General features: G+C 56.2%; 17 protein-coding genes. 13 read left to right on the top strand and 4 right to left on the bottom strand.

Annotation, left to right across the window (positions count from 1 at the left end):
- Nucleotides 1-117: 117 nt before the first annotated feature.
- Nucleotides 118-1254, bottom strand: a complete 1137-nt coding sequence (locus ACWUI2_RS14470; protein ID WP_486981276.1) for an IS110 family RNA-guided transposase — start codon at nucleotides 1252-1254, stop codon at nucleotides 118-120.
- Nucleotides 1255-1517: 263 nt separating this feature from the next.
- On the opposite strand from ACWUI2_RS14470, the gene ffh reads away from it, so the two are divergent.
- Together ffh and ACWUI2_RS14460 are read left to right on the top strand one after the other, a co-directional pair.
- The gene (gene ffh, locus ACWUI2_RS14465; RefSeq protein WP_486983562.1) at nucleotides 1518-2885 is read left to right on the top strand and encodes a signal recognition particle protein; all 1368 of its coding nucleotides are present in this window, start codon (nucleotides 1518-1520) and stop codon (nucleotides 2883-2885) included.
- Nucleotides 2886-3010: 125 nt separating this feature from the next.
- The gene (locus ACWUI2_RS14460) at nucleotides 3011-4147 is read left to right on the top strand and encodes an IS110 family RNA-guided transposase (protein ID WP_486981276.1); all 1137 of its coding nucleotides are present in this window, start codon (nucleotides 3011-3013) and stop codon (nucleotides 4145-4147) included.
- A gap of 554 nt (nucleotides 4148-4701) precedes the next feature.
- Here the strand turns inward: ACWUI2_RS14460 and ACWUI2_RS14455 are convergent.
- Entirely contained in the window at nucleotides 4702-5502 is an 801-nt protein-coding gene (locus tag ACWUI2_RS14455; protein WP_486983561.1) for a symmetrical bis(5'-nucleosyl)-tetraphosphatase, read from the bottom strand.
- Nucleotides 5503-5740: 238 nt separating this feature from the next.
- Nucleotides 5741-7111, bottom strand: a complete 1371-nt coding sequence (locus tag ACWUI2_RS14450; protein WP_486983560.1) for an integron integrase — start codon at nucleotides 7109-7111, stop codon at nucleotides 5741-5743.
- Between the two features lie 378 nt (nucleotides 7112-7489).
- Between ACWUI2_RS14450 and ACWUI2_RS14445 the strand changes: the two genes are divergently transcribed.
- Entirely contained in the window at nucleotides 7490-7810 is a 321-nt protein-coding gene (locus ACWUI2_RS14445; RefSeq protein WP_486983559.1) for a hypothetical protein, read from the top strand.
- 220 nt (nucleotides 7811-8030) lie between these two features.
- On the top strand, nucleotides 8031-8510 hold the full coding sequence (locus ACWUI2_RS14440) for a GNAT family N-acetyltransferase (protein ID WP_486983558.1): 480 nt from the start codon (nucleotides 8031-8033) through the stop codon (nucleotides 8508-8510).
- Between the two features lie 88 nt (nucleotides 8511-8598).
- Here ACWUI2_RS14440 and ltrA read toward each other — a convergent pair whose 3' ends face one another.
- Nucleotides 8599-9993, bottom strand: coding sequence for a group II intron reverse transcriptase/maturase (ltrA, locus tag ACWUI2_RS14435; protein WP_486983557.1), 1395 nt, complete (start codon nucleotides 9991-9993; stop codon nucleotides 8599-8601).
- A 486-nt stretch (nucleotides 9994-10479) separates the two neighbouring features.
- Here ltrA and ACWUI2_RS14430 point away from each other — a divergent pair, with 486 nt between their 5' ends.
- The 9 genes from ACWUI2_RS14430 (at nucleotide 10480) to ACWUI2_RS14390 (ending at nucleotide 14414) form a co-directional block, all read left to right on the top strand.
- Nucleotides 10480-10941, top strand: coding sequence for a hypothetical protein (locus ACWUI2_RS14430; RefSeq protein ID WP_486983556.1), 462 nt, complete (start codon nucleotides 10480-10482; stop codon nucleotides 10939-10941).
- A gap of 42 nt (nucleotides 10942-10983) precedes the next feature.
- Complete coding sequence (locus tag ACWUI2_RS14425) at nucleotides 10984-11460, top strand: hypothetical protein (protein ID WP_486983555.1); 477 nt, start codon at nucleotides 10984-10986, stop codon at nucleotides 11458-11460.
- A 308-nt stretch (nucleotides 11461-11768) separates the two neighbouring features.
- On the top strand, nucleotides 11769-12005 hold the full coding sequence (locus ACWUI2_RS14420) for an addiction module protein (RefSeq protein WP_486983554.1): 237 nt from the start codon (nucleotides 11769-11771) through the stop codon (nucleotides 12003-12005).
- A gap of 129 nt (nucleotides 12006-12134) precedes the next feature.
- Nucleotides 12135-12281 (top strand): hypothetical protein, encoded by a 147-nt coding sequence (locus ACWUI2_RS14415; RefSeq protein WP_486983553.1) that lies wholly within the window; start codon nucleotides 12135-12137, stop codon nucleotides 12279-12281.
- Nucleotides 12282-12358: 77 nt separating this feature from the next.
- The gene (locus tag ACWUI2_RS14410) at nucleotides 12359-12688 is read left to right on the top strand and encodes a hypothetical protein (protein WP_486983552.1); all 330 of its coding nucleotides are present in this window, start codon (nucleotides 12359-12361) and stop codon (nucleotides 12686-12688) included.
- Nucleotides 12689-12709: 21 nt separating this feature from the next.
- A complete protein-coding gene (locus ACWUI2_RS14405; RefSeq protein ID WP_486983551.1) occupies nucleotides 12710-12988 on the top strand; it encodes a PLDc N-terminal domain-containing protein in 279 nt (92 codons plus the stop codon).
- Between the two features lie 233 nt (nucleotides 12989-13221).
- Nucleotides 13222-13464 carry a hypothetical protein gene (locus ACWUI2_RS14400; protein WP_486983550.1) on the top strand — a complete coding sequence of 81 codons (243 nt, stop codon included), beginning with the start codon at nucleotides 13222-13224 and terminating at the stop codon, nucleotides 13462-13464.
- Between the two features lie 103 nt (nucleotides 13465-13567).
- The gene (locus ACWUI2_RS14395; protein ID WP_486983549.1) at nucleotides 13568-13879 is read left to right on the top strand and encodes a hypothetical protein; all 312 of its coding nucleotides are present in this window, start codon (nucleotides 13568-13570) and stop codon (nucleotides 13877-13879) included.
- Nucleotides 13880-14021: 142 nt separating this feature from the next.
- A complete protein-coding gene (locus ACWUI2_RS14390) occupies nucleotides 14022-14414 on the top strand; it encodes an SRPBCC family protein (RefSeq protein ID WP_486983548.1) in 393 nt (130 codons plus the stop codon).
- The last annotated feature ends 390 nt before the right edge of the window (nucleotides 14415-14804 follow it).

The following is a 14804-nucleotide window of genomic DNA, read 5'->3' as shown; positions in this document are numbered from 1 at the left end:
CGGCACAATCTACAGGAACGGATGAAAGTCCAAGCATCGAAACGTGCGCGCTCCACTCCGAAATCGGGTTCGCTTCAGGCAAAAAGATCAAAGAACAAAAAGGGAAGTTGGTTGCCCTCAGCCGACTGCAACCTCGGGCATCCTCAGGCCGAGCTTCTCAGGCGTGGTTTGACCGGTGGCCAACCGCCACAGATCGATGGCGAGCTTGCGGGCGGCCGCGACCGCGATCTTGCGCCGAGACCGGCCGCTGACAAGCTTCTCGACCAACTCGCGCACGGGCGGGTAATCGGGTTGCCATCGCACCATGCGCCAGACCGCTTCGATTAACAGGGCGCGTATTCGCGGATTGCCGTGCTTGTTTATACTCAGATCCCGGGAGGATCCTCCGCTTTGGTGAACCCCGGCACATAATCCGACGAAGCCGGCCACTTGACGCCGGTTCTTAAACCGTCCCCAGTCGCAGATCTCCCGCAGGAGCATCACCCAGGTCAGGGCTCCGATTCCGACCGGCAGAGGCTGTTTAACCTCCTCGACCAGTTCCTTTTTGATGGCCCTTTCCTTCTCGTCGAGCTTCAGCAGAATCTCACGCATTACCTCAAGTTGCTGGACCAGATACTCGGGTAATTCGAGACAGAGATCCTTCCATTTGCGCGGCCCCCACCAACGGCCTTTCACGTGGAATCCCTGCGCCAGCAACGCGCTTCGACCACGTGCCTCCCATCCACTCCGGCTCTTCTTGATCTGATCGCGCAGACGTGATCTCGCCCGCGCCTGTTCTTCCTCCTGGCTTGGCACACGAATGACCGTGAAGGCCTTCTTGTTGCCTCGCAAATAGCGGTCGAGTTGGTCGACCAGCCCCCGCGCATCAAGGTTATCCGTCTTTTGGTTGCGTCCGCCCGCCAGGCTCACCGGGGCAACCACGAAAACGGTGGCTCCCAATTCGGTGAGCTGGCGGTATAATCCATAGCCGCAAGGACCAGCCTCATAACAGGCATAAACCTTCAGGTCGGCGGCCACTAACTTGCCAACGAGGCGAACCAGTTCCTCGTGCTTCAAGCGCAACGGGCGTTGCGGCAAGCTGCCGTCCACCTGTAGGCAAGCCACGCCATCGCGGGCATGAAGATCGATCCCGAGCTTGACCTCCTGCCCATTGGACGAGACGATTCCGTTAATCAATTTGGAGAAGTTATTTTTCGATTGGTTATTCATATCGGGCGACATGTTGGAGAATTCTTTCCCACTTGTCGCCCTCATGTTATCTACTCTCCCCGTAGCATCCCGACTTTCGCCGGATGACCCCGTGCCCAAGCCTTCCATCGAGTGAAAAATCGATGCTACTCCCCGTAGCATCCCTGCTTTCGCCGGATGACCCCAGCGCCCAATCCGTCATCGAGTGAAAACTCGATCCTCCAGCACAAGCCCTCCCGCTCCCCCCCTCGACTTCCTCTCCCCGCTCCCCCCCGCCAAACCGCAAATCCTATTTGCCATTTGACCGCCTTCCCCAATCATTGGGACCAATGTTTGAAAACCTGACGGAAAAACTGGGCGGCGCCTTGCGCAACTTGCGCGGGGTGGGACGTCTCTCCGAGGAGAACATGGGCGAAGCCTTGAAAGAGGTCCGCAACGCTCTCCTCGCCGCCGATGTTCACTTCAAAGTGGCCCGCGAATTCATCGAACGGGTCAAAAGCGAGTGCGAAGGCCGCGAGGTCCTCAAAACCGTCTCGCCCGGCCAACAGGTGGTCAAAATCATCAACGACGAGTTGGTCAAACTCCTCGGCGAAGGCTCCACCGACCTCGCCGCCAAACGCCCCCTCCGCATCATGCTGGTCGGCCTCCACGGCTCCGGCAAAACCACTTCCGCCACCAAACTCGCCCGGCTCCTTAAATCCCGGCACAACTACAACCCCCTCCTGGTCGCCGGCGACGTCTACCGCCCCGCCGCCATCGACCAACTCGAAACCCTCGCCCGCCAGGAATCGATCGAATTCTTCGCCGACCGAGGCAACACCGACGTCCCCGCCATCGGCGAAAAGGGCCTCCAGGCCGCCAAAGACCGCGGCGCCGACGCCATCATTTTCGACACCGCGGGCCGCCTCCAAATCGACGAGGACCTGATCGAGGAAATCAAACGCCTCCGCCAACGGGTCCAACCCGACGAAGTCCTCCTCGTCGCCGACGCCGCGCTCGGCCAGGAAGCCGTCAACGTCGCCCGCCACTTCAACGACGCCGTCCAGCTCACCGGCATCATCATGACGAAACTCGACGGCGACGCCCGGGGCGGAGCCGCCTTGTCGATGAAAAGCGTCACCGGCTGCCCGATCAAATTTGCCGGCACCGGGGAAAAACCGAGCGACTTCGAAGTTTTCCACCCCGACCGGATGGCCTCCCGCATCCTCGGCATGGGCGACGTCGTCTCCCTGGTCGAACGGGCCGGCGAAACGATCGACCAGGACGAAGCCGAACGCATGGCCGAAAAGATGCGCAAGGCCGACTTCAACCTCGAAGACTTCCTCGCCCAACTCCAACAAGTCAAAAAACTCGGTTCGATGGAGTCGATCATCGGCATGCTCCCCGGCATGAGCGGCGTAAAAGTCGGCGACAACGAAGAAAAACAATTGGTCCGCACCGAAGCGATCATCCGTTCCATGACGATTCAGGAACGCCGCAACCCCAACCTCCTCAACGGCAGTCGCCGCATGCGGGTCGCCCAAGGCTCCGGGACCAAAGTGAGCGACGTCAACCAACTGCTCAAACAATTCGGCCAAATGCGTAAAATGATGAAGGCAATGCGCGGCGGCAAAGGAAAGAAAATGCTCCGCTCCCTCCAATCCCGCATGGGCGGCGGCGGCATGGGCGGCGGCATGCCCGGCGGCCTGAAGTTCTAATCCGACAGCGCCCAAGCCGGAGATTCGCGCTTTAGCCGAAGACCGTCGGCCACCCCTCCAACGACGGCGGCTGAAGCGCGCCGCTCCCCTCATCCGGCGAAAGCCGGATGCTACCCGTAGATAACATGAGGGCGACAAGTGGGAAAGAATTCTCCAACATGTCGCCCGATATGAATAACCAATCGAAAAATAACTTCTCCAAATTGATTAACGGAATCGTCTCGTCCAATGGGCAGGAGGTCAAGCTCGGGATCGATCTTCATGCCCGCGATGGCGTGGCTTGCCTACAGGTGGACGGCAGCTTGCCGCAACGCCCGTTGCGCTTGAAGCACGAGGAACTGGTTCGCCTCGTTGGCAAGTTAGTGGCCGCCGACCTGAAGGTTTATGCCTGTTATGAGGCTGGTCCTTGCGGCTATGGATTATACCGCCAGCTCACCGAATTGGGAGCCACCGTTTTCGTGGTTGCCCCGGTGAGCCTGGCGGGCGGACGCAACCAAAAGACGGATAACCTTGATGCGCGGGGGCTGGTCGACCAACTCGACCGCTATTTGCGAGGCAACAAGAAGGCCTTCACGGTCATTCGTGTGCCAAGCCAGGAGGAAGAACAGGCGCGGGCGAGATCACGTCTGCGCGATCAGATCAAGAAGAGCCGGAGTGGATGGGAGGCACGTGGTCGAAGCGCGTTGCTGGCGCAGGGATTCCACGTGAAAGGCCGTTGGTGGGGGCCGCGCAAATGGAAGGATCTCTGTCTCGAATTACCCGAGTATCTGGTCCAGCAACTTGAGGTAATGCGTGAGATTCTGCTGAAGCTCGACGAGAAGGAAAGGGCCATCAAAAAGGAACTGGTCGAGGAGGTTAAACAGCCTCTGCCGGTCGGAATCGGAGCCCTGACCTGGGTGATGCTCCTGCGGGAGATCTGCGACTGGGGACGGTTTAAGAACCGGCGTCAAGTGGCCGGCTTCGTCGGATTATGTGCCGGGGTTCACCAAAGCGGAGGATCCTCCCGGGATCTGAGTATAAACAAGCACGGCAATCCGCGAATACGCGCCCTGTTAATCGAAGCGGTCTGGCGCATGGTGCGATGGCAACCCGATTACCCGCCCGTGCGCGAGTTGGTCGAGAAGCTTGTCAGCGGCCGGTCTCGGCGCAAGATCGCGGTCGCGGCCGCCCGCAAGCTCGCCATCGATCTGTGGCGGTTGGCCACCGGTCAAACCACGCCTGAGAAGCTCGGCCTGAGGATGCCCGAGGTTGCAGTCGGCTGAGGGCAACCAACTTCCCTTTTTGTTCTTTGATCTTTTTGCCTGAAGCGAACCCGATTTCGGAGTGGAGCGCGCACGTTTCGATGCTTGGACTTTCATCCGTTCCTGTAGATTGTGCCGCTTGCTCCGTCCCTCTTTTCCTCCGGCCTCGCCGGGGGTCGCATAAATTATAATGCGCTGCCTCTAAGGCACGCGCGGATAGCAGTTTGTCCCCCCGGCCAGTTCGAGGGGACCGGGGACGAGAGACATTCCTTTCCGGGGGCAACTCCAAAGGCCAAAAGATTGGGGCTCATTGCCGCCCCCAAACCCCCGCTAGGGGAACTAAGGTAAGAAAGCAGATCTTAAGAATGTCCTAAGAAAAATAAATCAAACAACGGTTTCATTTTCCGCTTGTCACGAAACCCTCATAGCAGCATCGAGTTTTCACTCGATGAAACCCGAGCCCAAGCCGGAGCTTCGTGCTTCAGCCGAAGACCGTCGACCACGGGAATCGTCCGCGAACCCCGTCCCTCCTCCTCCGGACATCCCTTCCCCCTCCGCCTCCCATCTCCGCCTCCCTACGCCATCTCCGAAACCACGGAAAAAACCCGCCCGTCGTCGACCCGCCACGCGGTCAACTTACCTCCCCAAACGCATCCCGAATCGAGCCCCGTCACCATCGCGTCCCGGTAGAACCCGAGCGCGGCCCAATGCCCGAAAAACAGCCGCTTCCCCAAAGGCCGCCGGCGGACGGTGAACCACGGCCGAAGCCCCTCGGGAGCATCCCCGACCGCCCCTTTGTAATCGGCATCAATTCCCCCATCCTCCCCGAGCATCCGCATTCGGGTCATCGCATTAATCACGATCCGGACCCGGTCCATCCCGCCCCAATCGTCGCGCCAAATCCGCGGCTCATCCCCATACATCCCTCGGAAAAACCCAGCCTCCTCCCCCGCATCCCGCAACGCCCCCTCCACCTCCCGGGCCAGCCGCCCCGCTTCCTCCACATCCCACTCCGGCAACAACCCGGCATGTACCAACAGCCAATCCCTCTCCTCGATCAGAAGCGGACGATTCCGCAACCACTCCAGCAACTCCCCGGAATCCCCTCCCTCCAATACATCCGCAAACGTGTCCCGTCTCCGCGGCGGACGCGCCCCCGCCGCCACCGCCAACAAATGCAAATCATGATTCCCCAGCACCGCCCCTGCCCCATGCCGCATCGCCCACCGCAACACCTCCGCCGACGCCGGACCGCCATTTACCAAATCACCGGTGAAAAAGACCCGATCCCTCCCCGCCTCGAAACCCACCCGCTCCAACAACCGCCGGAACGACTCGAAACACCCATGCACATCCCCGATGATGTAGGTCGCCATCCCCCACCGTGATCGCCCCCCCGCCCGCCGATCAACCCTAAAAACACAAACTTTCGACTTTCCACGACCCCCAACCCGTGGGATAAATAATCGCAGAACCAAGAGGATCCCTCCGGAACCACCGACTCCCCGGGAGTCCCCTTCATCATTCATCCCTCATAATTCAAAATTCTCTTTTCCCCGGGGAAGTGACGGGGCGAAGCCTTCCCGGAGAACGGGCTCGCCCGGACCTGAAAGCTCAGGCGATCAACCGCAAAGGGGAGGGAAGGGTCCTTCCCGGTTTTTCCAACACATGGAGGTAGATTTGGGTCGTTTCGATGCTGGCGTGTCCCAGTAGTTCTTGAACGGTTCGGATATCCGTCCCGTTCTCTAGCAAATGAGTCGCGAAACAGTGCCGCAACACATGACTGGTCACCCGCTTGGTGATTCCCACCCGGTCGGCCGTCGCGCTCACCACCCGCTGATATGGCTTCGGCAATCGATGATGACGACGCACGATTCCCGATCGGGGGTCCCTCGACAATTTCCGGGCCGGCCACAACCAAAACCAAGGGAATTTTTCCCCGGCGTTGCCCAACTTTCTTTCCAACGCGTTCGGCAAAGAAACGCCGGGCAATTTTCTTCGCCGGTCCCCATCATGGAGACTCCGGGCAAACTCGACTTGGGCGCGCAACGCGGGGGCCAGCACCTCCGGCAACGGTACCACCCGATCCTTCCCGCCCTTGCCCTGCCGCACCATGATCTGACCACGGTCGAAATCGAGATCCTTGATTCTCAATCGGCAGACCTCGCTCACCCGCAAGCCCGCTCCATACTGCAGTTGCGCCAACAAGCGGCATTCTTCGGGAAAGGCCGCCAACAGGCGTCTCGTCTCATCCTGGGACAAAACAACCGGCAAATACGTGTTCTTCTTCGCCCGCCTGAAGTCCGAAAAGTCGCCCAACTCCTTGCCCATCGTCTCGCGCAACAGAAAAACACAGCCGTTGAGAGCCTGACGCTGCGTCTCATACGCGACCTCACGTTCCACCGCCAGGTAGGTGAGGAAGGAGGCTATGTCCTCCTCGGCGAGGTTCTCCACCACCACTTCCCCGTGAAACCGGAAGAAATCGGTAATCCACTGAAGGTAACTCCGCTCGGTCGCCAAAGCCATGTGACGAACCCGCATCAGCCGCCGCGCCGCCTCGATCCACTTGAGCGCCTCCCCACTCAACACGTTCGCCCTTTCCTGAAACGCCATGTCCCTCCCGGTCTTTTCCGCCGCCACCCGCTCGATCGGCTTCATCGCGCCGCCGCTCGATCCATCGGATTCATTCATTTCCTCGGTCGCCCCACCCTTTTCGGGATCGTTCAACTCCTTGCGCACCGTGGCGTTGACGAAAAACCAGCGGATGCCGGCCTTCCAACGGTCGACCATCCAAGGCGCCGGAGCTTTCGACTCCACCGCGAAATCAATGAACTCGCGGGCCGCTTGAGCAGTCGCCGGTTGGCAATTCCTTTTTAAATACGACAGAAACCACCGAATCGCGATTTCGTGGGACTTGATGATTTGAGGCGGAAGGTCACTCGAGGCCAAAGCGTTCGACCAATTCGTAAAAAATACAGCTTTCATAAAACAACAAATGAACAAATGTTCACCAACAAGGCAAGCGGATTTTTCGCCGGTTTGTCCGCTGGCACCCCCCATAACCCGAATACCGCCAATTCCCGGACTGTCACTTTGCCCGCCGAGCGACGGTTTTCAGCCCCCTCCCCCCGTGTTTCATTTTTTCTGAAATGTGGACTTTTTCCTGGTTGACAATCGGAAAGATCTTTTCTTAAAATCCCTTGCCATCGAGCAAAACCAAAGAGCCAAACACCATGCTTTCCATTTCGCCTCAATCACTTGCAGGCTTCGACCGGATTCCGCCAAAGTTTGAATTTGCTCCTTCCGGGAAAAAGTCCATTTTTGGACGTTAAAAACAACTGTTAGGCAGGATTAAAAAATAAGATGGAAGAAAAGATGAGCCTTGGATTTGCGGGCGTCCAGTTGGCGTCGCTTTTTGCCGTCCTCGCATCCCCTGCGTTTCTATTACAGTCTGAAACGATGGTCTTTTTTGCCGTGGGAATTCCCTCATCAATCGCACTGTGGTTTCTCCAAAGACCAAAGGGGATGCGTCACGCACGAACCAAAGCCGTGCTAAAATGGATACCTCCCGTTTGTTTTTCAATTGTCCTTCTACTAATCTTCGCGAGCTTTGCAGTTTATGCAGCGGTCGTATTTGCATTGATCACGGTTCTTCTCGCGATCAATATTCTTGTCCCGCATTGATGCTAAAATACTTTGCTCATACACATCATCCAATCGGGCATTTAGGCGATCGATCCCACTATCAACCCAACGCACAAAAGAACTGAAGAGCCTAACAAAACGCGGGAGACAACCCGATGGGACCGCGCCGCAATTCGTTTGAGTTTTCGGATTATCGCTCATCGCAGGTCGGGTGTCTCCGCTCCACGTTAGGCAGAGAATAAAGAAGGAATGATTTCCCATGGCTGAGAAGATTACCGTCAATACCATCACGATTCGGTCGCGAGATATGACGGAAGTCGAACTCGAACGAGTTCATGCCGGGTTCGATGAAAACACGATCCGACAAGGACTGAAGATCCAATGCCCGGAACGGTTTGGGACAGTTGCTTCAGTTCGCGATTTGTTTGTTGGGGCCGCTTCGGGGCTCGCTTATAAGAACGGGAATGAATATAATGGCTGGTTCTTTCTTACCGACCTTTTTGTGGAAGAGCAGTATCGCCGCCGAGGAATCGGAAGAAGTTTGCTGAAGATTCTCGAAGAAATTGTACATGCCCAGGGTATTCACACGGTTTGGACATGGACAGCGGGGCACGAAGGGCCAGCATTCTACCGAAGCTTGGGCTACGAAGCCTTTGCCGAACTTGAGAAGTATTATTCCGACGGTGGAAGCAGAATCGCGTTTCAAAAGCAGCTCACCCCCCAAACGAGGCTTGCCTAATCGGGTCCCCACCGCTGACTGACGGATAAGTCAATCAGCAGCAGGTCCCACACCACCCGGCATGCGGGTCCGCACCGGGCGGTTCCGACTAGACCCGGGCTTTTGGCCCGTAGTGAAGAACGATCCATTGTTTGCGTAGATCGGGAACCCCTTGTTTTGTCAGGTAGTCGTTGGTCAGAGCGCGTTGGAGAATGCTGTTGCTGCTCATTCTCCAGTAGCCTTTCCGGCTGCGCGTCGCCCGTTTGGTTTCCTCGGGCGGTATACCCAGGGCGATCAGGCGACGACGGCGCGTCCGCGGCTGCTTCCACTGTTTCCAATAATACAACCTCACCCGCCGACGTATCCATTTATCGAGTGCAAATACCGTTTTGCAGGTATGACTTATCCCGAAGTAATTGAGCCAGCCGGTGACATACCGGCGAAGCTCAAGGATGACGTCCTCGACCCGGCGACCGCGGTTTCGGGAGGTAATCTCCTTGATCCGCAGCTTGAAGCGGGCGAGTGCCTTGTCCGTCCACATGATCTGGCCGCGCTTTCCAAGGCAGAAGCCGAGGAAGGAGCATTGGCGCAGGGGAGCGGCTTTGCTTTTGGTTTGGTTGATCACCAGTTTCAGTTTTCCTTCGATGAATCGCGTCAGGCTCTCTTTCACCCTTTCGGCCGCTTTTACGCTCTTGACCAGGACGAGGAAGTCATCAGCGTAGCGGACAAAACGATGTCCGCGCCGCTCCAACTCCTTGTCGAGCGGGTCGAGCACGATATTGGCCAGCAGGGGCGACAGTGGCCCTCCCTGCGGTACGCCGCAAGGCGTGGCCTCGCGGATTCCCTCGGGCAGCACGACGCCGGCTTGCAGGTAGCGGCGAATCAAGCCAAGGACCAGAGGGTCCCGGACCTTTTCTCGCAGTTGCTCCATAAGCCGGTCGTGGTTGACGGTATCAAAGAAGGATTTGAGGTCGCAATCCACCGCATGGACGCGTCCTTCCTTCCAACAGGCTTCCATCTGTCTCACCGCCTGATGAGCGGATCGGTTGGGACGGAAACCGTAGCTGCTATCGCTGAAGTCGCACTCGAAGAGCGGCCCCAGCACTTGTGCCAACGCCTGTTGAATCCATCGATCCAGCACCGTCGGTATTCCGAGCGGGCGTTCAGACCCGTCCGGTTTCGCAATAAACACCCGGCGCACAGGCGCCGGGCGATAGGTTCCTTTCACCAGCATGAAGCGAAGCCTCGTCCAGTTGGCCCGAAGGAACGCGGGAAACTCCTCGATCGACATCTCGTCGAGACCGGGGGCTCCTTTATTCGCTTTGACCCGTTTCCAGGCCGTATTCAGGTTTTCCCGATCGAGAACTTGCTCCATCAAGGATCGATCTTGAACCCCCTCATGCTTCCCGCCGCGAAGGCTCTCGTGCGACGCGGGCCGTCCGGCTTGAGCGTCTGCCACGTCCTTCGCGGGGTCAGGAGATTCCTCTTCGGTTCGGCCCTTCATGATCGATCAAGACTTCCGGTTTCCAAGTTTAAACGGGCGTATTCCAGCCCCCGGCTTGTTCGCTCACTACTACGACCTCTGCTGACTTCCCGCCGCCTTTTGGGCAGCGGGATCTCCCCAGGTAAGAGCGCGTTGCTTCCCTGCACAACCTCCGCATTTACCTCCACGGACAAACCAAACGACTTCGCTGCGTTGTGCCAGCTCGTCGCCCTGTGTCGGCCTTCTATGCGGTTCTTGTCCATAAGCTCGCAGGTTTCCCAATTAGCCTTTCTCCAGCGGATCGGTTGCCCTTTCCGCCTTGGCCTCAGGTAGTAGTCTCGTCATGATGAGTTTTCATGTTTGGTTTTCCTACAGGGGACTTGCACCCCGTTTACAACGCGCCCATGCTGGGCGCACACAAAACGCCGTAGGCAATCCCGAGAGGCTGCCGCCTCTCAGGATGCCTAGGCTCAATGCCTAGGCTCGACGTTAGGCAGAAGTAAGAAGATGAAATCATTTCTCGAAGTAAAACCGCATCTGTCTCGCGATGGAGCACTTCGTGACATTTACATCAAAGATACAGCAGAAGAAGACTTGGTCGACTTCCTGGATTATGTGGCTACCAATTATCAGCCTCTTCGTTTCGAGGTCGACGGCGAGGAGCGACCGGTGCCGAAATCATACGAGGGGATTAAATTCCTTATCGGCGACCATGCCATTTGCCTCGGGGTTTCCGTTTGTGGGGCAATCGTTAACAATCATTTTTTCATTGAGGAAGACATTGAGTTGGATTTTCGGCCGGAGGATTTTGCGACGCAGGAAGCGTGGGATTGCTTATCTGAGTTCGTCCAAGGTTTAGCCGACCGCCTTAACAAGAAAGCGATCATCACTCACGAGAACTCCCCTGAGTTGGTCATCTGCGAGGTTGAACCGAAAGGGCCGAACCAGTCGGAGCACTCAACAGAATAGGCTGGCGCCTATTCTGCGAGTGTCCTCCACGTTAGACCCAAAATGATTATTCTATTTCGATTCATAATCCTGGCACTCAGCATCTGTGCAGCTTGGATTAGCTCTGGATGCCGGCCCGATACCGAGGGCATCACTCATCTTCACGATCACTCAATTTTTGAACGTGAACTTGTCTCCTCCCTTGAAGAGAATGGATTTTCGATCGTCGCGATGTGGACTAATGCGGAACATCTCCGTGCAATCCCGCCCGAAGTCGTAATCTTGCATGGAGATCTAGACGACGGGGCGAGCCGTTTTACAACCTACTTCGTGGCGGAACGCGAGGACGAAGAAATCGTTTCTGTTCGATATTGGGTGCTTGGCGATGAAGTTGGTGCCCTCACCCTCTTATCGACGCAGGAAGAGATAGCCCGCCCGATTCGATCTGACTTGGGCCGTCGCCTTCCAAACATACTGATCGATGTAGAGATCAGAGGAGACCCTGCCGAGGTTCGGAATGCGGGAGATCAGGAGGTCTAACAAATCGCCGTAGGCAATCCCGAGAGGCTGTCGCCTCTCTCCGTGACTACTTTTTGCGTTGGAGAAATGAATCAGAAGAGAGATAGATCCAGAATGACTGCGTTCATGACGTTGATCATCCTCTTTCTAAACGTGAATATGACTATGTGCGCTTGCGGTCATCTAGATTGGATGTCAGTTCCCGGGAATTTGGCTGTAGCAGGGATGGCATGGTGGGCGTTCTTCTCTGGAAGAGATGAAAGGATCGTAACCAGAACTTTGATATTGGGAGGATGCGTACTCACCGCGATAGCTCTGCTTTTTGGCACATGAGTAGCGGATTCAGCGAGATTGAGAAAGAGGCGCAGAAGCTTTCGGCTCCCGAGAGGGAGCGGCTGGCCCAGAAGCTATTCGAGAGCGTTCACCGGAAGGAACTTACCGAGGTGGACGAGGCGTGGCTCGCTGTTGCGGAGGAGCGCATGAACGCCTATCGGGCCGGCCAAGATCAGGGCATGAGAGAAGCGGATTTCTTCGACCGCGTCCAAAACGACCTCGGATGGAAGTAGTATTTTCCTCAGCCGCGCTTTAAGAAGTCAAAGAAACGGCTGCGTATTACGAAGCCGAAGTTGACGGGCTGGGTAGAGCATTTTTGGCAAAGGTTCGGGATGGGGTTTCTGAGATCAAAGATTTCCCTCATGCTTCGCGAACATCCGGGGCGATTTCAGGCGGCACCTCTCTCGCGCTTTCCCCATGGAATTATTTACCAGATCCAGGGCAACACGATCTTCATTGCCGCCGTCATGCACCTGAAGCGGCAGCCGGGCTACTGGGAAAACCGGTGAGCCAACAAAATCGGAGCCTCAACAGAATAGGCTGGCGCCCATCCCCGCGAGTGTCCTCGACGTCGGTGAGAATATTGATGAAATCAAAACGGTGGATTCATCCTGGCTGGCTCCTCGGAGCGGTGTTATTCGGCCTGGTGGGCGTGGTTACGGCTGCCGGACTATTTGTGTGGGAGTATCCCGGCTCGATTGTAAGGATAGTAAGCGTGAGTTCGACGTCGGTCTTTGTCATCGTCCTCTTCACGTTCGACAGAATGAATCCGCTCGCGGATTATCCTTACGGAGAGAGGCAGTATACTGCGCGAGATGTGGGTGGGCATGTCTGGACGTTCTCGCAAACGCTTTCCGACGTCGATCCTGCAAGCTGGGGTGGCGTATTGCGTGACAATGACCGACAAATCGGCTAACAATGCGATCACGGAAATACGATGGATGGAATAAAGATAGCATTTGAGATCGAAGGATGGACGCTGGCGATCATTCTGGTCGCCCTATTTCTCTGGTTGTGGTCGGTTGTTTCCGTTGCTACCACGAAGACGGAAGATCCACATGATAGAATTGTTTGGCTTCTTATAGTTCTAGTCCTGAATCTTGTCGGAACCCTGCTTTTCTTCTTTTTCGGCCCGGATGAGGGGCAGAAAGCGGATGAGCTCGCAAAATCGGAAGACGCATTAAAGCGACGGGTGAACGGCCCCGGCGATATCTGAAACCAAGGATCGAATCGGGTAGCCGAGAGCATTAACTCTCCCGGCCCCCACACCACAGAACATACGGGTCCGTTTCACGACGGTTTCGAAGAATTAGGAACCAGAGATTAGGCGTTGGCCTTGTCTCCGCACAAGGGGCCGCATGGAACGGCGAGAAGGCGAGGCCCAGGCGCGTTCCATGCACTCTGCCTTCGGGACTTACGGTTAAATCTATCATTTGAGGTCGCACGAATATGTCTGAAATTCTTCCGATAGTCTCTGCCCTGGTGGGGGCAGGCTTGTGCCTGGCTCTGACTTTCAGGGTGTTTTTTAGAGATAATTCAGACTTCTTTGATGCCGTCAGGTTCATTCTCACACCGGATATAATCTCGGCGTTTAAAGGTGAATGGGTTGACGATCAATGGAGTAGTTTAAAGTTCTCTTTATGGATCGTGACAGGTGTCCTCGGTGGAATCGTTGGATTCAACATATTTTGAATCATGGAGGAATCCCAATCGATTCAAGCGTGGGGATTACAATAGTCTTAAATCGCGGCCATTAGAGCGACAAAACAGGACCATGCGTTCCGGATTAACAAACGTGATCAAAAAGAACCTTATCTATTTCTCGGCGATTTGTCTGGGCATTACGCTAGTGGCGCACGTTCGATTTAAATTGGGAATTCTCGATATGGAATTCCGCGAGGCGTTCGGCCTGATTACGGGTTTTTCAGTGTTCATGATGCTGGTCTTTGAACCAATTCTTTTCTCCGAATGGGTGACGAGCAAGATCAAGCGGATTCGAAACGGAATGCTGTTTCTGCGGGGACTGCTTTGCGGATCGGTCGTCTTCTGGATTTGGCTAGTCCTTTATGATTTTGGTTTGAAGTATCCCGGATATGAGATTACCTGATTGTCGGGGGCTGGTTGTTTGCAAATGCAGCAGCGGCATGGGCTGTCTGGTGCAGAGAACCCATTACACCAGCCAGTGGAGAAAAAACGAGTGAAAGGGCGTTCGAGATCAGGCAATAACTATCCCCCATGGAAAACGATTTATGAAAGAATCCCGAACCATCAGCGTTTTGATCGCCCGCCCGCCAGAGGTAGTTTATGCGTTGTTGGCCGAACCGCGGCGGTTTCCGGACTGGAGTGATTTCATCATGGACATTCGACCGGAAGGGGACAATTGGATCGCGACTACCCCCAATGGCTTGGTCACCATCGCTTTCTCCCCGCGAAACGGATACTTCATCGCCGACCATGTGGTGACCGTCGCCCCCGGGGTCGTCGTTGCGGTGCCGATGCGAGTCGTGCCTAACGAAGAAGGAAGCGAAGTGCTTTTTACCGTCCGGCGGTTACCGGACATGACCGACGAACAATTTGAAAATGACCTGCGGATCGTCACCCGAGACCTCTCGAATTTAAAACATTTGCTCGAAACAACTTAAGAACCACAACGAACCCGTTCTCAACCTTCCCTGACAGAATCAACAGCCCCCGCCCCCCACCCTGAGATAACCGTCATTCCGCAATTATCGCATCCTTGCGCGTCGTGCGGCGAAAATCCACCATCTTCGTTTCGCTCCGTTGCGGCTAGATATCTAGACCCCATTCGAAAAGGGTTTCGGGCGTTCGCTTAGCTGAAACAGCGGTGAAGACGACACACCTCACCATGCTCGCGCATGGTCCCCCGGCGCGAGGGGGGGAACTGCTTACAAAAAGATCCCCTTTCTTATGAAACGTTCACTGTTTATACGGCTTGGGGGGCAAATCGGAGGGTTGGCTTCCAGCCGACCTCACCCTGAAACGACGCCGACCGCGGACGGCAGGATGCCATC

Source organism: Verruconatronum alginivorum, from assembly GCF_056590205.1.
The sequence above is the reverse complement of the archived record's forward strand: the minus strand, read 5'-3'. Positions and strand labels throughout refer to the sequence as shown.